The organism is Pedobacter chinensis (assembly GCF_003339865.1).
In the GTDB taxonomy this organism is placed as follows: Bacteria; Bacteroidota; Bacteroidia; order Sphingobacteriales; family Sphingobacteriaceae; genus Pedobacter; species Pedobacter chinensis.
In genome coordinates, this window is the sequence record NZ_QPKV01000001.1 from 242,763 (window position 1) to 263,844 (window position 21,082).

Annotated in this window: 23 protein-coding genes; 12 read left to right on the top strand and 11 right to left on the bottom strand. The window is 34.4% G+C overall.

The features are described from left to right. Positions 1 to 94: 94 nt before the first annotated feature. The 5 genes from DU508_RS00990 to DU508_RS01010 form a co-directional block, all read right to left on the bottom strand. Positions 95 to 724, bottom strand: coding sequence for an autotransporter outer membrane beta-barrel domain-containing protein (locus DU508_RS00990; protein ID WP_115400977.1), 630 nt, complete (start codon positions 722 to 724; stop codon positions 95 to 97). 10 nt (positions 725 to 734) lie between these two features. Then, positions 735 to 1,097, bottom strand: coding sequence for a response regulator (locus DU508_RS00995; protein ID WP_115400978.1), 363 nt, complete (start codon positions 1,095 to 1,097; stop codon positions 735 to 737). A 118-nt stretch (positions 1,098 to 1,215) separates the two neighbouring features. Beyond that, entirely contained in the window at positions 1,216 to 1,956 is a 741-nt protein-coding gene (locus DU508_RS01000; RefSeq protein WP_115400979.1) for a LytR/AlgR family response regulator transcription factor, read from the bottom strand. 152 nt (positions 1,957 to 2,108) lie between these two features. After that, on the bottom strand, positions 2,109 to 3,203 hold the full coding sequence (locus DU508_RS01005; RefSeq protein WP_115400980.1) for a sensor histidine kinase: 1,095 nt from the start codon (positions 3,201 to 3,203) through the stop codon (positions 2,109 to 2,111). 118 nt (positions 3,204 to 3,321) lie between these two features. Continuing rightward, positions 3,322 to 4,062 carry a LytR/AlgR family response regulator transcription factor gene (locus tag DU508_RS01010; protein WP_115400981.1) on the bottom strand — a complete coding sequence of 247 codons (741 nt, stop codon included), beginning with the start codon at positions 4,060 to 4,062 and terminating at the stop codon, positions 3,322 to 3,324. 308 nt (positions 4,063 to 4,370) lie between these two features. On the opposite strand from DU508_RS01010, the gene DU508_RS23695 reads away from it, so the two are divergent. The 5 genes from DU508_RS23695 to idi all read left to right on the top strand — a co-directional run bounded on the left by DU508_RS23695 (position 4,371) and on the right by idi (position 9,025). Continuing rightward, positions 4,371 to 4,649 carry a hypothetical protein gene (locus DU508_RS23695; RefSeq protein ID WP_147273575.1) on the top strand — a complete coding sequence of 93 codons (279 nt, stop codon included), beginning with the start codon at positions 4,371 to 4,373 and terminating at the stop codon, positions 4,647 to 4,649. 81 nt (positions 4,650 to 4,730) lie between these two features. Then, entirely contained in the window at positions 4,731 to 5,561 is an 831-nt protein-coding gene (locus tag DU508_RS01020; protein ID WP_115401030.1) for an IS982 family transposase, read from the top strand. A gap of 1,209 nt (positions 5,562 to 6,770) precedes the next feature. Next, entirely contained in the window at positions 6,771 to 7,658 is an 888-nt protein-coding gene (locus DU508_RS01025) for a MerR family transcriptional regulator (protein WP_115400983.1), read from the top strand. Position 7,659: 1 nt separating this feature from the next. Further along, on the top strand, positions 7,660 to 8,496 hold the full coding sequence (locus DU508_RS01030) for a phytoene/squalene synthase family protein (RefSeq protein WP_115401031.1): 837 nt from the start codon (positions 7,660 to 7,662) through the stop codon (positions 8,494 to 8,496). Positions 8,497 to 8,500: 4 nt separating this feature from the next. After that, positions 8,501 to 9,025, top strand: a complete 525-nt coding sequence (gene idi, locus DU508_RS01035) for an isopentenyl-diphosphate Delta-isomerase (RefSeq protein ID WP_115400984.1) — start codon at positions 8,501 to 8,503, stop codon at positions 9,023 to 9,025. Positions 9,026 to 9,294: 269 nt separating this feature from the next. On the opposite strand, the gene DU508_RS01040 is transcribed toward idi, so the two are convergent. Genes DU508_RS01040 through DU508_RS01050 form a run of 3 tightly spaced genes read right to left on the bottom strand, consistent with a single transcriptional unit; the run spans position 9,295 to position 10,659 of the window. Further along, positions 9,295 to 10,032: an endonuclease gene (locus tag DU508_RS01040; protein ID WP_115400985.1), complete on the bottom strand. Its 738-nt coding sequence runs from the start codon at positions 10,030 to 10,032 to the stop codon at positions 9,295 to 9,297. A gap of 1 nt (position 10,033) precedes the next feature. Further along, on the bottom strand, positions 10,034 to 10,234 hold the full coding sequence (locus DU508_RS01045; RefSeq protein ID WP_115400986.1) for a KTSC domain-containing protein: 201 nt from the start codon (positions 10,232 to 10,234) through the stop codon (positions 10,034 to 10,036). Between the two features lie 44 nt (positions 10,235 to 10,278). After that, a complete protein-coding gene (locus DU508_RS01050; RefSeq protein ID WP_115400987.1) occupies positions 10,279 to 10,659 on the bottom strand; it encodes a hypothetical protein in 381 nt (126 codons plus the stop codon). A 105-nt stretch (positions 10,660 to 10,764) separates the two neighbouring features. Here DU508_RS01050 and DU508_RS01055 point away from each other — a divergent pair, with 105 nt between their 5' ends. The 5 genes from DU508_RS01055 (at position 10,765) to DU508_RS01075 (ending at position 14,813) form a co-directional block, all read left to right on the top strand. Continuing rightward, positions 10,765 to 10,953 (top strand): hypothetical protein, encoded by a 189-nt coding sequence (locus DU508_RS01055; protein WP_115400988.1) that lies wholly within the window; start codon positions 10,765 to 10,767, stop codon positions 10,951 to 10,953. A gap of 107 nt (positions 10,954 to 11,060) precedes the next feature. Beyond that, on the top strand, positions 11,061 to 11,852 hold the full coding sequence (locus tag DU508_RS01060; RefSeq protein WP_115400989.1) for a HipA family kinase: 792 nt from the start codon (positions 11,061 to 11,063) through the stop codon (positions 11,850 to 11,852). After that, positions 11,830 to 12,213 (top strand): DUF3037 domain-containing protein, encoded by a 384-nt coding sequence (locus tag DU508_RS01065; protein WP_115400990.1) that lies wholly within the window; start codon positions 11,830 to 11,832, stop codon positions 12,211 to 12,213. Before DU508_RS01060 ends, DU508_RS01065 begins: the two co-directional genes overlap by 23 nt. A gap of 118 nt (positions 12,214 to 12,331) precedes the next feature. Then, positions 12,332 to 14,245 carry an AAA domain-containing protein gene (locus DU508_RS01070; protein ID WP_115400991.1) on the top strand — a complete coding sequence of 638 codons (1,914 nt, stop codon included), beginning with the start codon at positions 12,332 to 12,334 and terminating at the stop codon, positions 14,243 to 14,245. 190 nt (positions 14,246 to 14,435) lie between these two features. After that, positions 14,436 to 14,813 (top strand): response regulator transcription factor, encoded by a 378-nt coding sequence (locus DU508_RS01075; protein WP_115400992.1) that lies wholly within the window; start codon positions 14,436 to 14,438, stop codon positions 14,811 to 14,813. Here the strand turns inward: DU508_RS01075 and DU508_RS01080 are convergent. After that, positions 14,810 to 16,660 (bottom strand): DNA topoisomerase 3, encoded by a 1,851-nt coding sequence (locus DU508_RS01080; RefSeq protein ID WP_115400993.1) that lies wholly within the window; start codon positions 16,658 to 16,660, stop codon positions 14,810 to 14,812. The two genes, DU508_RS01075 and DU508_RS01080, sit on opposite strands and share 4 nt — an antisense overlap. 164 nt (positions 16,661 to 16,824) lie before the next feature. Between DU508_RS01080 and DU508_RS01085 the strand changes: the two genes are divergently transcribed. Next, positions 16,825 to 17,268 (top strand): hypothetical protein, encoded by a 444-nt coding sequence (locus tag DU508_RS01085; protein WP_115400994.1) that lies wholly within the window; start codon positions 16,825 to 16,827, stop codon positions 17,266 to 17,268. On the opposite strand, the gene DU508_RS01090 is transcribed toward DU508_RS01085, so the two are convergent. Continuing rightward, positions 17,265 to 18,050, bottom strand: a complete 786-nt coding sequence (locus DU508_RS01090; protein WP_115400995.1) for a murein L,D-transpeptidase catalytic domain family protein — start codon at positions 18,048 to 18,050, stop codon at positions 17,265 to 17,267. The two genes, DU508_RS01085 and DU508_RS01090, sit on opposite strands and share 4 nt — an antisense overlap. Positions 18,051 to 19,068: 1,018 nt before the next feature. Here DU508_RS01090 and DU508_RS24175 point away from each other — a divergent pair. Beyond that, positions 19,069 to 19,191, top strand: coding sequence for a hypothetical protein (locus DU508_RS24175; RefSeq protein ID WP_262511007.1), 123 nt, complete (start codon positions 19,069 to 19,071; stop codon positions 19,189 to 19,191). Here DU508_RS24175 and DU508_RS01095 read toward each other — a convergent pair. Further along, the gene (locus tag DU508_RS01095) at positions 19,175 to 21,082 is read right to left on the bottom strand and encodes a DUF3857 domain-containing transglutaminase family protein (protein WP_115400996.1); all 1,908 of its coding nucleotides are present in this window, start codon (positions 21,080 to 21,082) and stop codon (positions 19,175 to 19,177) included. The two genes, DU508_RS24175 and DU508_RS01095, sit on opposite strands and share 17 nt — an antisense overlap.

A 21,082-nucleotide genomic window follows, 5' to 3' on the forward strand; every position in this document is an offset into this window, starting at 1 on the left:
TTATTTTTTTAGCTTTTAATCTGTCGAAATAAACTTCATAAAAAAAGCGATTACGTATTTAACGCAACCGCTTTAATAAACGTATGATATTATTTTAAAGTTTGCCCAATAATTTACTCAAATTAGGTTTGATTCCTATGGTAATTGGAGCAGTGTTAAACATCTTGTTTTGAATTTTGCTAAAGCCATGCATATAACTGGCTTCTACAAATAAATTTGCACCACCAACATTATACTCAATGCCCGCGCCTCCTTCAGCAATTCCTAGTCCATTGGTTTTATTATCCATGTTTACTTGCAAAGTAGATGTGTTTACGGCTGCCTGTGGAGTAAGTATAAAGCCCCCACCAGCTCCGGCAAATCCATAAAATGCCCATTTGTCGACTATTTTGCGATATCCTAAAGCAATATTCAGCAAATAAGTTGTGGCCCTGCTTTTTTGCAAGGTATAATTAAAACCAGCATCGGGTGTAATTTGATTAAAAGTAAAAGCGTGTAAACTTACTTTAGGGTAAACAAATAAACCACCATTTCCAACAGCTAAATTAAGCCCAAGTGAAGTGGAAAATTTTGGTTTAAAATAATCTGATGTTTCTCCGATAGGGAAAGCAAAACCAATTCCACTCATAGAATAAAGTTTATCAGGACGGCTACTTTGTGCATGAACTTTCACAGATATTGCGGCACAAAGCAATATTATGGGGGTTAATATTTTTAATTTCATCGCTGTTGTTTTAATTTGCGGTTAGTTTGTTTACTTTTTGAAGTAAATCTGAAATGGTAAAAGGTTTCTCTAAATAACCACCAGGATTATACTTTTGTGAAGCAATGTAATCTTCATCATATCGGGCTGAAGCCATTATAACAGGGATATTTTCTGTTGTTGGATTTGATTTTAATTCCTTAAAAACTGCTCTTCCATCCATGCCATCCAACATGATGTCTAAAATGATCAAATCCGGATCAAAATCCTTAATCGTTTTAAATATAAATCTTGGTGATAGTAAGGGGTAAACGCTATAATGTTCAGTTTCTAGTGCAACTTGAAAAACCTCCAATATATCAGGGTCATCATCTACAACTAATATTCTTTTCAAAGTGGGTAATCAATTTTTAATTAAATGGACTATTTCTAATACAAAATTTTGAAAGGAATGTTTTAACAGGATATGGAAATATGCAATAATTACATTAAAAACAGAAAAAACGTACTGACTAAGCTTTACCCTTTAGCAGGTTCATTTTAATGAAATTTGAGAAGAGTTCTTTATAACTGTCTGTTGCCGTATAATTTACCTCACTTGAGAGTAGTATCTGATCGCCCAGAACACTCTTGATATGTTGTTTCGATATAATCACGCTGGAACTGATTTGAATAAATCCAGGATGTTTTTTAAGCATTTTAATCATTTTGGCAAAATTTATTTTTGCATTAACAAACGATCCCTTAGTGGTCACAAAACTAATATCTTCCTGATGATTTTCTATCGCAATTAGCTCATTAAGATCAATCCTTACCAGTTGATTGTTTTCATTTTGAAGTGGAATGTAAAAAAAATGATCTTCAAAAATAGAAAAAGACTGCTGTTCATTGGTTCCGGCAGGGTAAAGGTTGTTAATTGTTTTGGCAAAATGAAGAATGGAGTAGGGTTTTAACAAATAGGCATCTGCATCTACTTTAAAAGCGTCTATAGCATATTTTGCATGTGCTGTTGTAAAAATAAGGTACTTTGCTTTCTGTCTTAATAAACCTGCAAGCTCGATTCCTGAAAGTGATGGCATTTCAACATCCATAAAAATTATATCTACAGGGTTTGCTACAGATATTTCTGCGAGTGCTTGCAGGGGTTCAGTAAAGGTTTGCACAAGTTTAAGCTCTGGCAGCTTATCCATGTAATCAATTAAATTTTCTAAAGAATGAGGATCATCATCGATGGCGATGCAACTTATTGGCATTTTTCAAGGTTTAGATTATGCAAATTACGATTTCGTTAATTAAAATGGAAAAAAATAAATTTCGAAATGGATTATGGTTGGTTCATCAAGGTTTTGTAGTGTTAATTTGATTCGTATGAATTAAAAATTAGTATCAGTAAAATTTTGACATATTAATAGACAATGTTTTTTATAATTAGTTTTACTATAAAATAATGATTTTGATTAGCATAATGGTCAAATGAATATCCATCTCCGTAAGCATAATTCAATCTTTTAGTAATGTTTTCAATTCCTGCATTTAAGCCTGAATTTTCTTTGTTAACGTTAATCAGGTTTGATGTTTCGATAATTAAGTCGTGATGATCTGTAGACAATTTGATTTCTGCAGGATGGGCTTCTAAAAGCAAATTACCATGTTTAATCATATTTTCTGTTAACGTGATTAACACCAGCGGGATAATCTCAATTTCCTTTATTTCGTCATCATACCAAAATCGAATCTGAAGCTGATGATTTTTTCGAAGCTGGTGCAGATTAATAAAATTTTCAACCTGGTTTATTTCTTCTGCCAGTGGGATAAAATCTTTATCCTTATTGCTATCTACTGAATAACGCATCATTTCCGATAGTGATAAAATCGTTTCGGCAGCTATTGGAGATGTATCTTTTGCATTCTGATAAATAAAGTCAAGGGTGTTAAATAGCAAATGTGGCTGAACCTGCGCTCTTAAAAATGCATTTTCAGATCTGGCTATCTGTATCATGTTATTTAAGCGTTGCAATTCCAGATCCTCAGTTTTTTTTCTTTCACTTAAAAATTTAAGCAAGAAGTAATAACCTGTGGAAAAGAACATGAAATAAATAGCCCTGTAAACGGGACCTAACAAATAAGGCATATTAAAACCCATTTTTCGAGGACCATCATAATCAGTGAAATTGATCACCAGATAATCCATGCCAAACGTAACTAATAAATAACCTATTATTTCCAGTGTTAAGAACAGCGGTAATTTCCACCAAACTTTTCTGGTGTTCTTTAAGCCTTTCGATAGTACAACATGGGTGTGCACATAGAAAATAGTAACATTAAGGGCATAATAAAAAATATAATTACTTAGTTTACCAAATTTTCCGGTAAATAATCCAATAATTACCGATTCATATATGATGAATACAATCCATATAATGATGTGGAATTTTTTTGCTATTAGCCAATTTCTGATACTGTATTTTAATGTTGGCTTTGTTTTTTTTATAGTACCCATTTAGTGGAAATTGCTTGTTAATTCGGGATCGGCTAATCATGATGATAAAGATGATAAAATTGCATAAAGATTTTTCAAATCTTCAGGCCCAATCAAAGATAAAAAATGATCTATCTTTTTAAGATCGACTGGTTTTTATCGTTTTTTCTTTGATGTAATCTTGTATTTCTTCCCGGTAACTGTTACCTACGTTAACCGTTAAGTTGTTTATCATTTTGAGCGTATGACCTTCAACTTTTTCTATATAATTTTTAGCAATGATAAAAGAGCGATGTGCCTGGGCAAAGTTTGTATATCCTTGCAGGATTACTTTAATTTCTGATAATGCGATATACGTAACAATTGATTCATTGATTGTATATATCCTCACATAATTTTGTAAACTCTCCACGGCAACGATATCGCTGTAACGAACTTTAATTAAATTGTTCTTTTCAGTTTTATTTCTTACAAAAAAGTAATCATCTTCTTGTTGTACAGAAACATTTGGTAAGCCAGGCGATTTAGGAAATAAACGGTTTATGGTTTCAGCAAAACGGGCAAAAGTATATGGTTTAAGTAAATAAGCACTGGCGTTCATTTCGAATGCCTCATAAGCATATTTTGAATGTGATGTGGTAAAAATAAGTTTATTCGTTTTATGGCGTATGGCCTTTGATAGTTCAATTCCGGAAATCATTGGCATATCAATATCCATAAAAATTATATCCACATTATCGTTTCCCGTAATTTCAGTAAGTGCTTGTAAAGGATCGGTAAAAGCTTTAATAAGTGATACATTAGACAGTGTATTCAGGTAAGATTTTATACCGTTGATGGCATGAATATCATCATCAATTACGATACATTTTAATTTCATTTGGCAGATAGACTAGAGGCATGCCAAATTACAGGTTGATTTTTAAATAATGAAATTTATAATGTTCGTAAAGTTTTAATGGTTGTTCGTAACGTATTTTGTTAATTTCGTTTAGCTCGTGTGAAAAAAAATAAAATATGAAAGGGCAGTTGGTTAAAAATAATGAACAGGCTAACTGTTTAAAAATAAACAAAACAAATTTATCCAATTGCTTGTATAACAATATATTGTATTTGTATTCGTAATAATAATATGCTTTTGTTATCAAATAAACTAACAAAAGTCATTATCCCTAAAACCTATATCTTATGAAAAACAGAACCTTAAAAACCAATAGACTAAACGTCTCCATCACTAAGAAAGTTATCGAATTGCAAGAGAAAGGGTATGATTGCGATTTTCTTTTGTTAGCTAACGGAAGTTTACTTTGTATGCAAACTAACAGAAAATATCCAATGAACACTGTTGCCATAAAAGCGATGGAGCACGGATACGATTTCTTTAGCCATTCTTATAAACATATCCATACAATTGAAACTGGTAATGGCGAAAGAGGGGTTCTCTTAACTGAAAAAGCTTTTAATTAACTCAAGTTGCTAGTTAATATATAAAAAAGTAAGCATCAAAACAAAGAACTTTGGTTTACCACAACTAAAGACCCCATGATGATGCTTACGAGTGATAAAATTATAGGAATATTTTGTTTTATAGATGATTTGTTGAAAACAAGCAATCATTATGAAGATGGTCGCAGACAGGTTAGCGACAGTGAGGTCATTACTACCGCTGTGGTTTCCTCATTATATTTTGGCGGGCATCAGGATAAAGCAAGGCAGTTTATGAAAATGACAGGAATGGTGCCTGAGATGCTTGATAAAAGCCGTTTTAACCGTCGCTTACATTCCGTGGCTGAACTGATATACAGTCTGTTTATGCAGATTGGCCATTATTTAAAGTATATCAGTTGTGAAATGAGTTATGTGTTGGACTCTTTTCCCGTTGCTGTATGTGATAATATCCGCATTTTGAATGCCCGAATATTGAAAGGTAAGCAATGGCATGGTAAGCAAACCAGTATGAGAAGATATTTTTATGGTGTAAAAGTTCAGTTATTGATTACCAAAGATGGCATCCCGGTTGAATTTGGCTTTGTTCCAGGCAGTGAACATGATGCACAGGCATTGAGAAAACTGCCTCTTGAACTGCCTGCTGAAAGCGAAGTGTTTGCAGATTCTGCTTATACCAACCACGAAATCGAGGATCAATTAATGGAAACCGATCAGATCGCTTTAAAGGTACACCGCAAATCAAATGCAACAAGAAAAGACAGCGCAAGCGCTGCCTTTATTAAAGAATATATGCGTAAAAGGGTGGAAACAACGATCAGTGAGATTAAAGGATTGTTCCTTAGAAAGCTTCATGCTGTAACTTTCAAAGGATGGCTGTTGAAAATAACCTTGTTCATCTTCGCTTTTACGTTAAACAAAATAATACCTTAACTAACAACTTGAGTTAATTAGATAAACAGATTTATATTAATTTGGTTGACTTGAAGATTCCTACCTGTAGTGGACGACATAATTAAATAGCTGAAAAATATTTATTTCAACGTTGTCAACTTTCTTCCATAAAGTTTTACTCCAGAGTTGACAACTTTCTTTCCCTGTGGCTATTAAAGTTGTCAACTCTTAAAACTGCCAATGCCCCATTTTTTAAGGTTGACATGTTTTGGAGTGTTTATATCCAGAGTTGACAACTTTCTTTCCCTATGGCTATTAAAGTTGTCAACTCTAAAACTGCCAGTACCCAGTTTTTAGGTTGACATGTTTTGGAGTTTTGTGGCATATCTATTTAATTGGCGGTAGTGTTTATTTCCAGAGTTGACAACTTTCTTTCCCTGTGGCTATTAAAGTTGTCAACTCTTAAAACTGCCAATGTCCGTTTTTAGGGTTGACATGTTTTGGAGTTTTGTGTCATATCCATTTAATCGGCCATAGTGTTTATTTCCAGAGTTGACAACTTTCTTTCCCTGTGGCTATTAAAGTTGTCAACTCTTAAAACTGCCAATACCCGTTTTTAGGGTTGACATGTTTTGGAGTTTTGTGTCATATCCATTTAATCGGCCATAGTGTTTATTTCCAGAGTTGACAACTTTCTTTCCCTGTGGCTATTAAAGTTGTCAACTCTTAAAACTGCCAATACCCGTTTTTAGGGTTGACATGTTTTGGGTTTTGTGTCATATCCATTTAATCGGCCATAGTGTTTATTTCCAGAGTTGACAACTTTCTTTCCCTGTGGCTATTAAAGTTGTCAACTCTTAAAACTGCCAATCCCCAGTTTTTTATGGCTGACATGTTTTGGAGTTTTGTGTCATATCCATTTAATCGGCCATAGTGTTTATTTCCAGAGTTGACAACTTTCTTTCCCTATGGCTATTAAAGTTGTCAACTCTAAAACTGCCAGTACTCAGTTTTTTAGGGTTGACATGTTTTGGAGTTTTGTGTCATATCCATTTAATCGGCCATAGTGTTTATTCCCAGAGTTGACAACTTTCTTTCCCTGTGGCTATTAAAGTTGTCAACTCTAAAACAGCCAGTACCCAGTTTTTTTAGGGTTGACATGTTTTGGAGTTCTAAAGTGGTTAATTTTTTTAAAAAACTTTTAACAATTCTTTTTGTTTAGATTTTATTGAATATATTTAAACAAAAATGATTTATACTATTTCAGATCTTGAACAACTTTCGGGCATTCAATCTCATACGATAAGGATCTGGGAGCAAAGGTATAATGCCTTAAAACCTATGCGCTCGCAAGGTAACACCCGGTTATATGATGATAATCAATTAAAAAGATTATTAAATATTGCCAGCTTAAATCGATCTGGCTTAAAAATTTCGAAAATTTGTAGCTTATCCGATCAGGCAGTTGATGAGCTGCTGGATAAGCAACATGATTACCATTCAAACGATGAATTAGCTGAATTTTATGTTTCCAGATTAATAAAGCATGGCTTAGAGTTTAATGACTTTTCATTCAATACCTTGTTAGATGAGTGCATTTCAAGGATAGGTATCCCTCCAACCTACAAAAGAGTGATATATCCTTTGCTTGTCCGGTTAGGTTTAATGTGGCGTAAAGATGATATTTGTCCTGCGCATGAACATTTTATGTCTAACCTTATACGGCAGAAACTTTTTGCCGCAATAAATAACTTTCCCAATGAAAATGCCGAAGCAAAAACATGGGTGCTTTTTTTGCCTGAAGATGAAGATCATGATATAGGGTTAATCTTTGCCAATTACATGTTAAGAACATATAAACAAAAGGTTATTTATTTAGGAAGTAAAGTACCCATTAACTCTATTGAAGCCGTGTTTTCTACAGTTGATGTAGATTACTTGTTGTTATTTATGGTAAGATCCAGATTGGCAGATTCAGCCCAAAAATATATTGATCAATTATCAGAAATATGCAAATCAGCAAAAATACACTTAGCAGGTAACAGCTCAGTGATTGAGAAATTAAAAAATATAGATCACATCAACTGGTTTAAAACGCTTGATGAGTTTGAAAAATCAATTCAAAACCCAATTTAAAATGAAAGAAATATTTGATCAATTATCTGCTAACTGTAGCAAACTTACCACTACAAGTTATAGTACAAGTTTCTCTTTCGGGATTTACTTTTTGGGAAAAGAATTGCGTCAGCCGATATATTCTATCTATGGTTTTGTTCGTTTAGCGGATGAAATTGTTGATAGTTTCCATAATTATGACAAAAAATACCTGCTTAATAAATTTAAAGAAGATACCTTTGAAGCAATTGAGTTAGGAATTAGCTTAAATCCTGTTCTGAATTCTTTTCAAAAAGTGGTTAATGAATTTGGGATTGATCATAAACTGATTGATCTGTTCTTAAAAAGCATGGAGATGGATCTGGAAGCAAAAGATTATACCCAGGATTTGTACAATGAATATATTTTGGGCTCAGCTGAAGTGGTTGGTCTGATGTGTTTAAAGGTTTTTACCAACGGGGATGAATTGGAGTATAAACGCTTAAAACCTTATGCAATGAAACTTGGCTCCGCATTCCAGAAAGTTAATTTTCTGCGTGATGTGAAAGCAGATCATCTATCATTAAATCGTAATTATTTTCCAAACGTTAATTTAGCGGCCTTTTGTGATAATGAAAAAAGAGAAATTGAGCGAGAGATTGAATGTGAATTTGAAGAGGCTCTGGTTGGGATAAAAATGCTTCCTTTGAGCTCGAGAAACGGGGTTTATTTATCTTATATCTATTACAAGAAACTTTTTAACAAGATCAAGGAACTGAGTGCTGAAAAAATTATGACTAAGCGGATACGGATAGCTAATCATCATAAAATACGATTGATGTTTGATTCCATGATCCGTCATAAATTAAATGTGATTTAAATTAATGAAAGAATATGTAATACTTGTAGATAAAAATGATCTGTTTACGGGTAAAATGGAAAAATTAGAGGCACATCAAAAAGGCTTGCTTCATCGTGCATTTTCAATTTTTATTTTCAATGATAACAATGAGCTGCTCCTTCAACAACGGGCTAATAATAAATATCATTCTGGTGGTTTATGGACAAATACATGCTGTAGCCACCCACGCATGGGAGAAAGTAATTTAGAAGCTGCAAGAAGAAGATTAAAGGAAGAAATGGGGTTAGAGTGTGAACTGCATTATGCATTTAATTTTTTATACAAAGCTGATTTTGACAGTGGATTGACCGAGCATGAATTGGATCATGTTTTCTTTGGCAAATCAAATGAAGTTCCTGAAATTAATGAAGAGGAGGTAGAAAGTTATAAGTATATTGATTTAGAATCACTTAAAATTGATATTGGTAACCATCCTGAACGTTATACACCTTGGCTTAAAATATGCTTGGATAAGGTTATCGAACATACCGAAAATATCATTCAATAAAAAACGGGCATACAGCCTAAGCCATATACCCGTATCTAAATTAACGCTCTCGAGGACAAATATAATACTAGTTTATATATTTCCTAATAGTTTAACATTTCTTTTACTTTAAAATTATACTTTCTCTATGTAGTTAGCAATTTCATTTTTTTTTAATGAATTGATTTTCAGCATTTTAATTTAAGTCATTGATGGTTTGATTTTTTATTAACATCTATTAGGACAGCACTTGTATTTTAGGATAAGCAGGAAACAATGCTTTAAATTAATTATTCATATTTTTTCTGGCACTTTACACAATAATATGTCTGCCTGTGTGTTTTTCCCAATTCTTCCTTTATAATCGGGTGGCCATTTGCGCATTCAGTTTGGTGGTAAACTTTCCAATTTCTACTTAACTTATTTTCTTTTTTCCATTCCAAGAAATCAAAACTATACTGTCGGGCTTCTTTAACTAATTCTTTTAGTTTGGCTGGTGGCAGGTTCTCAATTTTGCTTAAAGGATGAATACGGGTGCGATAGAGTACCTCGTTCTTGATAATGTTGCCAACTCCGGAAAAAATGTGCTGGTTTAACAGAACATCGCATACTGCAGCGTCAGGAATTTCTTTTAGCTTTTTAATGGCCAATTTACTATCCCATTCATCAGACATGACATCCACTTTCCAATCGTAATGTTGATTAATATCACCCTCAAGCAGATCAATTTTACAAGTATAAAAATTTAGCTGATCTTTTTTAAAAGTAAGACCAAGTTTTAAAGGCGTTGTCTTTGTATCGTTAATTAAATAAGTGCCAAATAGCATAAAGTGAATCCGAATGGTAAAATCTTCAAAACAAATGAGAAAATGTTTACCCCAGCTTTTGAAATCTTTGATTTTCTGATGGATAACTATGTTTTTATCAATGGTTTTTACATTTCCTGAAACGCCCAAAACTTCAGAATTATTCAAATGAAGGTTTTTTACCAGGTCTTTTAATATTACAATTGATGGTCCTTCAGGCATGTTATTCTTCTACTTTTTGAAACTTGTACTTATCTTTAATGTAATGGTTAAAATATCTTCCTTTGGAACCAGCAGCTTTGAGCATATTAAACACCTTTTGTGGTACACCTTTGTACTGATAAACCATTCCTGTAACAAAAGTTATTTGGAGAGATTTAGCATCAGCATCATAACTAAAGTGATTAATGACAGATGAAGGCATATCTTAAAAATATACTTTTAAAACACTGGACCAATTAAATAGTTTCAGTCTCCTTTAAGTTCAGATTCTTCTTTTTCAGCACGGATTTTCTCTTTTTTAAGATCAATTCTGATGATATTATAAATGCTCATGTAAACATTGGCAATCCACACGATAGCAAAAAAAGCAATGATATAGCCACGCCAATCAAGGTAGAGCAGTTTAAAATTGGTAATAAAAAGAATAAGTATGGTTACGTAATGACTAAAACAATACTCGCAGGTAAATACATAAAAGAACTTACGTTTAACCAGCCGACTGCCATTTTTTGACCTGTCAATACAAAATTCTCTGGCCTCTCTAAAAATCTCTTCTTTAGTAACGGTCCAGGCTATACAAGCTACAGGTAATGCTAAAACAAACAAATAATAAATGTGTGATTCCATAAGTTGAACCTTTTAAATACAACCTTTAACCTCATAAAATGTTTAAACAAAGGTGTAAACATTTTGCGGTGATATATGTTAAATTAAATCTAACCACTAATTAATATGGAAAGATCAGAAATCATATCTCTACTTGAGGTAATCAATCAGCAAGTTAGTTCTTCAATTTTAGGTGGAATGGAAGAAGATTATGAAGAATTGGAAAGCATGGGTTTAATCAAAATAAATCGCGATGATGTACAGTGGTCAGCAGCGATGACACCAGCAGGAAATGCCTATTTAGGGCACGACTAGTCACTACCCTCTGCCAAAATCTTTACAAAATTATTGATATAATTCTGCTAAATTTGTGGCAGGTTTAGAAATGCGCATGGTTTGCAACTGTCTTTCTAATCATGCTTATGAACGATTTTCAACTTAGAACAGTTAATGTTACCCGGTATGTTACGCCCTTACGTGAGGGAGGTTCTATGCCTGCAATTGCAGAAGCTGATGATAATTTTCTTTATGTTCTTAAATTCAGGGGAGCGGGACAAGGTGCAAGGGCGCTGATTGCTGAATTGATTGGCGGGGAAATTGCCCGGATTTTAGGATTGCGGGTGCCGGAATTGGTTTTTGCCAATTTGGATGAGGCCTTTGGCAGAACGGAACCTGACGAAGAAATCCAGGACTTACTGAAGGCGAGTGTTGGATTAAACCTGGCACTTCACTATTTGTCGGGGGCGATTACATTTGATCCGACAGTTACCACAGTCGATGCTAAACTGGCATCGCAAATTGTTTGGTTAGACTGTTTTTTAACCAATATGGACCGCACTTGCCGAAACACCAATATGTTGCTTTGGCATAAAGAATTGTGGTTAATTGATCATGGAGCATCATTATATTTTCATCATTCATGGCAAAATTGGAAAGAACAGGCTGTAAGACCGTTTTTCTTGGTTAAAGATCATGTGTTATTACCCTGGGCATCTGAGTTAGATACTGTAGATCAGGAATTTCGTTCCATTCTTAATGCTGAGAAAATTAAGGCCGTTATTAATTTAATTCCAGATGATTGGCTGAAAGCCGAAACTAATTTTGAAGACAATAATGCCCATCGCGAAGCTTACGCTTACTTTTTAGAAACGCGTTTAGCACATTCTGATATATTTTTAAAAGAAGCACAGCATGCAAGAGAGATTCTTATTTGAGTATGCCGTGATTCGCGTGATGCCCAGGGTAGAACGTGAGGAGTTTCTGAATGTCGGTATTATTTTGTTTTGTGCCAAAAAGAAATTTTTACAAAGCATTTTTGTATTAAATGAGCCTAAAATCAAGGCTTTTTCAGCAGATATTGATATCGAAGAGCTTAAAGCAAATCTTAGCGCTTTTGAAAGGATCAGTGCCGGATCAAAAGGCTCCGGGCCGATCGGGCAATATGATCAGGCATCGCGCTTCAGGTGGCTCACGGCAACCAGGAGCACAGTGGTTCAATGCTCAAAAGTGCATCCAGGCTTTAGCGCAGACCCGCATGAAACCTTGTTGAGGTTATACCAGGAATTGGTTTTGTAAATTAAAAACAATTATTTTCTAATAATTCCAATTTCCCAGTAAATAATTATACAATTAACCAATTAACCAATTAACCAATTAACCAATTTCCCATTTAACCAATTAACCAGTTTTTCTCTTGCCAAAAGAATATTTTAAAAACCTTCAGGATTTGCTCAACATAGAGCGGGAAGAAGATTTACGATCTTATTTAAAACTTACTGAAAATACTTCGGCAGCAGATAGGCGTGCTTTAGGATTAACCTGGTATCCAATAGCGATTAGAAACACAGAAATTGGAAGAGGTGATTATTTAACTGTTGATCTCGAACGCACCACACATCAGGATTTTTCGCATCAGTTTAGGTTTGGCTCTTCAGTGGTTTTATTTTCCAATCATGATTCAAAAGAAGACAGATTGGAAGGAACAATCACACATCTAACAGGTAATAAAATGAAAATCAGCCTTCGGGTTGATGAATTACCAGATTGGACCAAAGATGGAAAACTCGGCGTTGATTTACTTTTTGATAACAACAGCTACGATGAAATGCAAAATGCACTTAAGCAGGCAACACATCTGGCTGAAAATGAATCAGAAAATAAACTCATTAGAATTCTGACTAAGGGCGAAAAACCTTCATTTCAAAATGAAGAAAAGTTTATCATCCCGAATAAATTAAATGAATCGCAACAATTAGCCGTTAATAAAATCATTTCTGCCGATCATTTGGCCATTGTTCACGGCCCACCGGGAACTGGTAAAACAACAACACTGGTTCATGCCATAAAATCGTTGGTTAAACACAATAACCAAAAGATTTTGGTGGTAGCACCAAGCAACACTGCAGTTGATTTATTAACAGAGAAATTAGCTGCTGAAGGTTTAAATGTTATCCGTATAGGCAATCCTGCCCGTGTTTCTGAGCATTTGCTGGCTGCAACTTTAGAACATAAAATGGCAGATCATTCAGAAATGAAAGTCATTAGATCTTTAAAAAAACAAGCCAATGAATATAAAAACATGGCTCATAAATATAAACGAAGTTTTGGTAAAGCAGAGCGCGATCAGCGAAAAGCCTTGTTTGAAGAAGCGCATAAAATTGGCAGGGAAGTTGAGAAAACTGAGCAATATATTATGGACAATCTGTTTAACAAAGCTCAGATTATTACCGCTACTTTGGTTGGGGCAAACCATTATACCGTAAGGAATTTAAAATATAATACCATTGTAATTGATGAAGCCGGACAAGCGTTAGAACCAGCCTGCTGGATACCCATACTTAAAGCCCAAAAAGTAATTCTTGCAGGAGATCATTTCCAGTTATCGCCTACAATAAAATCTAATGAAGCAGGTAGAAATGGTTTGAGTAATACTTTATTAGAGAAATCGGTGTCCCTTCATCCAGAGTCGGTTGTGCTTTTAAATGAGCAATATCGAATGCATAAAGATATTATGGGTTATTCTTCAAAAGTTTTCTATGAGAATAAATTACTTGCAGATGCTTCTGTAGCTAATCGAACACTTTTTTTAAACGATGAACCATTAACCTTTATCGATACAGCTGGTTGCAGTTTCGATGAAAAGCTTGATGGAACAAGCACCACAAATCCTGAAGAAGCTGCTTTTTTAATCAAACACTTAATTAATTTAGTTAAGGAAATAGAATCTTTAAATGCAGCAGAATATTTCCCATCAATTGCTGTTGTTTCTCCATATAAACAACAGGTTCAAATCTTAAAAGCACTGGTTGATGAAAGTGAAGAACTGACAATTCATCAGAATAAAATTTCGGTTAATACCATAGATAGTTTTCAAGGACAAGAGCGCGATATCGTTTACATCAGTTTAACCCGGAGTAATCAGGAAGGATCAATCGGGTTTTTATCAGATACCAGAAGGATGAATGTGGCCATGACCAGAGCAAGAAAAAAACTGGTTGTAGTGGGAGATAGTGCTACGCTTTCAAAATCGAAATTCTATGCAGATTTCATTGCATATTCTGAAAACCTTAATGCTTACCATAGCGCCTGGGAATTTATTAATGCTTAACGGTTTTTGAGTTTTTGCTAATCTTTTCAAAGCTCAAATAAATTATTAAATTTGAAAAAATCATCCCAAAACTTGTTTTATTGCTGAATTGATTGCCTTTATGAATGTAGGAAGTACATTTCATTTTGCAGTTTTCTGTGTTTTATGAAGATGATTGGAATGAGTATCAAATTTAATACAGAGCGCTCAAATGAACACAAACCTTAAAGTTTTAATCGCGGATGACAGTGAATTAATGCGTATGATTGTGAAAGGTTTTTTTAAAAAGCTACTCCCATCTTCAACTATTACCGAGGCATCAAATCTGGTTGATACATTTACTTTAATTGAGAAAGAGAAATTCGATTTTTTAATGCTTGATATCAATATGTCAGATGGCGACAGCAGTCCGGATACCGTTAAGAAAGTTCTCGCCATCCAGCCAAATATAAAGGTTTGTATGTTTACCGGAAACGACAAAACAACTTTTGAAAAGCTATATATTGAGGCTGGTGCATTTGGCTTTATTCAAAAAGATGAAAATATGGGAGTTTCTCTTGGTGAGATCTTAAAACGGGCACTTAATTAGACTTTCTCTAATTTTTTATCTTCTAGCTTATGTGAAATAGTTGCACCTGCAATTAACAATTCATTAGTGATCATTTTGGTGTATTCTGTAATTTCTGATTTGAAATCCTTAACTGATGACCCTGAACGAATTTCCTCAAGACGTTTTTCCCATTGACCTGTTAATTCAGCTTGTGCAATTTGCTTATCCTTAACCACTTCATAAACAGCAAGGCCTTTTGTTGTTGGCACAAGATTACGCTTTTCACGGGTAATATATTCGCGGGTGATTAAAGTTTCAATAATTGAGGCACGAGTTGCAGGGGTGCCTAAGCCACTGTCTTTCATGGCGTAACGTAATTCCTCATCTTCAATTTCCTTTCCGCAAGTTTCCAATGCCTTTAAAAGCGATGCCTCATTATACATTGATTTTGGTTTGGTTTGTTTCTCCAATAATGATTTTTCGGTAACAGGAAGTTGCTCACCAACCGTTACTTTTGGCAAGGCCGCATTATCTTCATCTTTTTTATCGTCTTCTGTTTCATTAAATACAGAACGCCAACCGGCTGAACGGATCACTGTTCCATTGGCAACAAAAGTGAGTCCAGACTGAACAGTGATCTTTGTGATTTCTTTTAAACATTCCTGATGAAAAGCTTCAATCATCCTGCCAACAACCATATCATAAATGGCTTGTTTGTCGCTGCTTAAACCATAAGCTTCTTCGCCGGTAGGTAGAACAGCATGGTGATCAGTTACTTTTTTAGCATTAACACTTCGTTTATTTAAACTTATTGTTTGAAGGAATTGTGCTTGCTTTCCAAAATCCGGATGATGAATAAATTTTGCGATCAAATCGGGCACCCCGGCAAAAATGTCGTCTCCAATATATCTCGATCCTGTACGTGGATAGGAAACAAGTTTGCTTTCATACAAATTTTGCAAAATATTTAAGGTTTGATCGGCAGTAAAACCTTTCTTTTTATTGGCTTCTTGCTGTAAACTGCTCAAATCATGCAAAAGTGGTGGTGGTTCTTTTCTGGGTTTGGCTTCAACAGCCGTGATATTTCCTCCTGTCGGAAAACCCGATGCCACATCCTCAACCAAAGCAAAGAGCTTTTCGGCCTCTTCTTTATCTTTATAGTTTGATACTGAAACGGCCTTAAAAATTTGCTCATCTTTGATCAGCTGAATACTAATTTGATAATAAGTTTGAGGCACGAAATTTTTGATCTCCAGAAAACGGGCACAAATCATGGCTAGCGTAGGAGTTTGAACCCTCCCTAACGATAAAACCGTTCTGTTACCAGCAGATATACTGAGCGCCTGGGTAGCATTCATGCCAACCAACCAATCAGATTCTGACCGGCAATGTGCAGAATTGAATAAGGTGTCGTAATCTGTTCCTGGTTTCAGGTTTCTAAAACCATCCTTTATTGCTTCATCAGTTTGAGAAGAAATCCAAAGTCGTTTGAAAGGTTTTTTACATTTCAGATAATAGTAAATATATCTGAAAATCAATTCGCCCTCACGCCCGGCATCTGTTGCAACAATGATTTCAGTAGCCTTGTCAAAAAGTCGTTTTATGGTATCCAGTTGTTTTCTAACTGCAGGATCTTCTACAAAACCGTCTTTAGTTTTAATTTTTCTTACAGCCAGCTTAAATTTAGCCGGTAACATGGGTAAATGTTGTTTTCTCCAGCCAATAAAACCATAATCCTGCGGAGGAGCCAATTGCAGTAAATGCCCAAAAGCCCAGGTAAATGAATATCCTTTACCTTCAATATATCCATCTTTTCTGGTGGTCGCTCCAAAAACTTTGGCAAGTTCACGACCAACCGAGGGCTTTTCTGCAATAACAATCTTCATGAATTGGGCTTATTTTTCCAACCTCAAAGATGATTAAAATATTTGTTCAAACGTTAAAATTTTACTCACATGCCAACCCATTGATCATTAAACATTTTCGTTATTTTGCTGTTACGCATGCATAATTTGGTAACAAGAAATACATTTCTGAATCTAAAAAATAAATGAATAAAATCTACGAACTGGAAAGTTGTGATATTAAAGCCTGTTTAGAACCAGGATTGATCCGTGTTTATAGCGATGCAGAACTATGGCGTTTTTTAGATGGAAAAGCAGATGAAAGATTCGCTTTATTAGTAGAAACCATAAAAAACGATTATGAGAATCATTTTAACAAATCTTTAGCCATTTCAAATAACTCACTCATTGTAGAAATATTAGTGCATGTTTATTGCGATTACCTGGGTTTGAGATTTAATCGGACAGTCAAGATAAAACCCCTGAACAAATTAGTTCACAAACTTTTAAGAAGGGCAGAAGTGGTTGATTGTGGCGAGACCGCCAAAGATTCCAATCGCTGGATTTGGGATGCTCTGGCAAGTTTCAGGTTTTTATTTATAAAATTATTGCCTAAAAACTTAAATAAAAGAAAACTCAAAACTTATTAATCCATTTGTGCTGCTAAAACTTCTCCCTGATTTAAGGCTACGTTTGCTGCCAATGTTTCATTTAAGAATGATGAGTGATACTTTTGATCAGAATTGTTGATAAATAAAACCGTGCGATCAGAAATTGCATCAATGACTTTATCGGCAAGGTTTGCAGCTACAGCGGGGCAACCTTGACTTCTGCCTAATCTACCCAACTGATTAATGGTTTCCTGACAAACATAATCAGCTCCATGAACAACAATGGCCCGTTCTCTGGCATTGTTATTAAAACCTTTGTCCATTCCATCTAACTTTAAAGAACGGCCATGCTTGCCGTAATAAATTTCTCCTGTTAAATAAAATCCTAAACTACTTTGATTGGAATTTGGGGTATTTGAAAAATAGGATGGTTTATCGCCTCCACTGTTTTGTCCATGTGCTACCCAAGTATTCAGAACTAGTTTTTTCTTGTCTAAATCAATGATATACAAGCGTTTTTTACAACTTTCCTGATCAAAATCAGCTATGGTTAAAATAGATTTTGAATGTAACAAACCTGAATATTTCATATTGTAAAAACCAGTAAGTGCTTTTTCAAAAACTTCTTCATTTAAGCCTGCTGAATCCAGTTGTGCTGTATGATACAGATTCTGTATATATTGATTATAAAGACTATCTGCAGCTATGTTTTTTACTGCTTGTTGTTGTGTTTGTGGAGCCTCCACCGCTTTCCAGCTCGTTCCGACAATGCTCATACTCACTAATAAAATCGCAGCAATGCCTAAAATGTATTTCTTCATTCAGGGATGTTTGGTTTAATATTGAACTACTTATACGATGATTTTTAACATTTGTTGCGCTAAAAATTATGTGAACTTAATAATACGTTGCGTTTTACTTAAAAATGACTTTAATTTATTGGATTATAGCTTTTAAGAGTTGACAACTTTAATAGCTAACGTGAAAGAAAGTTGTCAACTCTATTCATGGAAGGAAATTTATATTTATAAGCGATTGAAAGTTGTCAACTCTATTCGTGGAAGGAAATTTATACTTATAAGAGATTGAGAGTTGACAACTTTAATAGCTAACGTGAAAGAAAGTTGTCAACTCTATTCATGGCGGGAAATTTATTCTCAACAAGATATTGAGAGTTGACAACTTTAAATAGCTAACGTGAAAGAAAGTTGTGAACTCTATTCATGGCGGGAAATTTATTCTAACAGAGATGAGAGTTAACAACTTTAATAGCTAACATGAAAGAAAGTTGTCAACTTTATTCATGGCGGAAATTTATTCTCACAAGAGATTGAGAGTTGACAACTTTAAATAGCTAACGTGAAAGAAAGTTGTGAACTCTATTCATGGAAGGAAATTTATATTTATAAGCGATTGAGAGTTGACAACTCTATTCGTGGAAGGAAATTTATACTTATAAGAGATTGAGAGTTAACAACTTTAAATAGCAAACATGAAAGAAAGTTGTGAACTCTATTCATGATGGGAAATTTATTCTCACAGCGATTGAGAGTTGACAACTTTAATAGCTAACGTGAAAGAAAGTTGTCGACTCTATTCATGACGGGAAATTTATTCTCACAGAGATGAGAGTTGACAACTTTAAATAGCAAACATGAAAGAAAGTTGTCAACTCTATTCATGGCGGGAAATTTATTCTCACAGCGATTGAGAGTTGACAACTTTAAATAACAAACGTGAAAGAAAGTTGTGAACTCTATTCATGGAAGCTAACGTTAAAGAAAGTTGTCAACCCTATAATTAAAATTTTTAGCTATTTTTGCAATTCAAAAAACAAAAATGCCAAATCAAGAAAACGATTATTCTTTCTGGACCAAGTACAAACGCTTTGCTACAACAGAGATTTTGATGTATTTAATTATGATTGTTGGTATTGCTTTGGGGATTATTTTTTTAAGCTAAGCGCCAACTTTAAATAATCGGCAGCATTTACATTACTCATAAATTTAGAAAACTCCTCATATTTACTGGCAGGGAAAGTTCCATCATTGATCATGAGTTTTCTGTAATAAATAAGTTTTTTACCTTCAATGGTAACCTTTACCTGGTATAAGCCAAAATCATTTTTAAAGCTTTTATTTTCCGGAATGATATCATCTGTTTGAACATTTTCAGGAAGCAGGTAAGTAATGGTATCTTCATCTGTAAAGCCTCTGTTGATGTAAACGGGTAGGATTCTGTTCTTTATTTCAGGAATTGATCTCGTAATATTGAAAGCATTAAGTTGCAAATACATTTTATTTCCATTTATTGGCGCATAATTTCTGATATTTACTTTAATATCTTCTGTGAGTTTTGGATCAATGTTCTTTTCCTGAGCAAAAACAACTGTTTCAAAATCAATATTATCAACGTTGTAGGAAACTTTAAGGGATTTATGTTGTTCAGTTATTGATTTGCCAATTAATGATTCATGATTATCATATTGTGATCCTGAAAAAACAGTATTCATGTTTCCCGTAGCTGTGCCGCTTTCATTTATTTTTAATTCCACATTACGGATTTGAAGGTTGTTTTTTGCTGTTAATTTTGGCGTACGAAGTAATTTTCCACCATCTGCTGTGCAAGCAAGAACCAGTCTGTCATCAGTGAAATCACCTAAATACCCGAAAGGAATTTTTTGGCTGGTGCATTCCAACCAGGTAGTATCGCCCTTTAAGGGCATACATAAGATAATATGATTGCCTTGCGTCATATCTGCAAATTTCGGATCAACACCTTTCTTTTCGTTACCAGCCTCAACCACACAATAATATGATTCAATGTTAACAGCATTTAGCATACTTTGCATATAATTTACCAATGCCTTACAATCGCCATAACCCAAACGGTCTACCTCACTTGCTGCAATTGGCTGAAAACCACCAATGCCTATTTGCACGCTGATATACCGGGTTTTATTTTGTAAATATTGATAGATTTTTCTTGCCTTATCTTTATCTGTTTTTTCATCTTTAACCAACTCCTGCACCATTTGAATGGTGGCAGGAGGTAAGATGTTTCTTTGTTTTAAAAGATCAGCATAAATCCATTTTCCTAATTCTTCCCAATTCTGGTAAGTGCCTTTATGGTTATAATAAAAAAAATGTTTTGGTGCAATTTGTACACTTGTTCGGTAAGTTTCAGGATCAGGACTGTATGGCTCAGGTTTAATTGCAACAATGTTGTCGATTTTCCAGATCATTTTTTTCTGTTTTTCATCCGTTACAACCTCCGGAGAGCCAGTGTAATTCAAGGTTTTAATCCGTACTTCATCTGTAGGTTTTGAGATGAATGTATATGAACTCTTCTCAACCGAAACATCATGAGCGGGTTTAGGTATCCATCTTGGAATAATTAAATTTTGTTTATTTCTGATCTCATAGTTATAAACTATGGTATATGGATATTGATTTACATTTGGTAAATAATGTTTTACCCGGCTATCCATAAATAAAGAAAAACCATCAGCGGCACTTACATCAGCAAAATCACTTTGTGTAAACTTGCTGATTGGCTTTCCTACGGCATTATAAACCTCACCCTTTATTCCTTTTATAGCGGTGTTCTTGTCATAATACAAAACTAATCTTGCTTCATCTTCTCCGTTTTCATTAAAAACCGTTATGGCTTTTTTAACGGTTAACATCACATTTTCCGGAGCCCGCATATCCACAACGGTCTCCTCATTTCTGATACAGGAGTTTGCCCGGTTCCTGAGATTGCCGGGAATTAGATCCACATCATAATTATCCTGAGCAAACCCGGTATTTGCAAAAGCCAAAAAACATAAAAAGAATAGTATAGATCTCAT

What these genes read in the sequence shown, in the direction of transcription:
- DU508_RS24175 (WP_262511007.1), top strand. Translation starts at nt 19,069, where the DNA reads ATGCCAAATCAAGAAAACGATTATTCTTTCTGGACCAAGTACAAACGC.
- DU508_RS01040 (WP_115400985.1), bottom strand. Translation starts at nt 10,032, where the DNA reads ATGCCTGAAGGACCATCAATTGTAATATTAAAAGACCTGGTAAAAAAC.
- DU508_RS01080 (WP_115400993.1), bottom strand. Translation starts at nt 16,660, where the DNA reads ATGAAGATTGTTATTGCAGAAAAGCCCTCGGTTGGTCGTGAACTTGCC.
- DU508_RS00990 (WP_115400977.1), bottom strand. Translation starts at nt 724, where the DNA reads ATGAAATTAAAAATATTAACCCCCATAATATTGCTTTGTGCCGCAATA.
- DU508_RS01020 (WP_115401030.1), top strand. Translation starts at nt 4,731, where the DNA reads ATGCTTACGAGTGATAAAATTATAGGAATATTTTGTTTTATAGATGAT.
- DU508_RS01085 (WP_115400994.1), top strand. Translation starts at nt 16,825, where the DNA reads ATGAATAAAATCTACGAACTGGAAAGTTGTGATATTAAAGCCTGTTTA.
- DU508_RS01075 (WP_115400992.1), top strand. Translation starts at nt 14,436, where the DNA reads ATGAACACAAACCTTAAAGTTTTAATCGCGGATGACAGTGAATTAATG.
- DU508_RS01005 (WP_115400980.1), bottom strand. Translation starts at nt 3,203, where the DNA reads ATGGGTACTATAAAAAAAACAAAGCCAACATTAAAATACAGTATCAGA.
- DU508_RS01010 (WP_115400981.1), bottom strand. Translation starts at nt 4,062, where the DNA reads ATGAAATTAAAATGTATCGTAATTGATGATGATATTCATGCCATCAAC.
- DU508_RS01045 (WP_115400986.1), bottom strand. Translation starts at nt 10,234, where the DNA reads ATGCCTTCATCTGTCATTAATCACTTTAGTTATGATGCTGATGCTAAA.
- DU508_RS01000 (WP_115400979.1), bottom strand. Translation starts at nt 1,956, where the DNA reads ATGCCAATAAGTTGCATCGCCATCGATGATGATCCTCATTCTTTAGAA.
- DU508_RS01090 (WP_115400995.1), bottom strand. Translation starts at nt 18,050, where the DNA reads ATGAAGAAATACATTTTAGGCATTGCTGCGATTTTATTAGTGAGTATG.
- DU508_RS01055 (WP_115400988.1), top strand. Translation starts at nt 10,765, where the DNA reads ATGGAAAGATCAGAAATCATATCTCTACTTGAGGTAATCAATCAGCAA.
- DU508_RS01060 (WP_115400989.1), top strand. Translation starts at nt 11,061, where the DNA reads ATGAACGATTTTCAACTTAGAACAGTTAATGTTACCCGGTATGTTACG.
- idi (WP_115400984.1), top strand. Translation starts at nt 8,501, where the DNA reads ATGAAAGAATATGTAATACTTGTAGATAAAAATGATCTGTTTACGGGT.
- DU508_RS01030 (WP_115401031.1), top strand. Translation starts at nt 7,660, where the DNA reads ATGAAAGAAATATTTGATCAATTATCTGCTAACTGTAGCAAACTTACC.
- DU508_RS01095 (WP_115400996.1), bottom strand. Translation starts at nt 21,082, where the DNA reads ATGAGATCTATACTATTCTTTTTATGTTTTTTGGCTTTTGCAAATACC.
- DU508_RS01025 (WP_115400983.1), top strand. Translation starts at nt 6,771, where the DNA reads ATGATTTATACTATTTCAGATCTTGAACAACTTTCGGGCATTCAATCT.
- DU508_RS23695 (WP_147273575.1), top strand. Translation starts at nt 4,371, where the DNA reads ATGAAAAACAGAACCTTAAAAACCAATAGACTAAACGTCTCCATCACT.
- DU508_RS01065 (WP_115400990.1), top strand. Translation starts at nt 11,830, where the DNA reads ATGCAAGAGAGATTCTTATTTGAGTATGCCGTGATTCGCGTGATGCCC.
- DU508_RS01050 (WP_115400987.1), bottom strand. Translation starts at nt 10,659, where the DNA reads ATGGAATCACACATTTATTATTTGTTTGTTTTAGCATTACCTGTAGCT.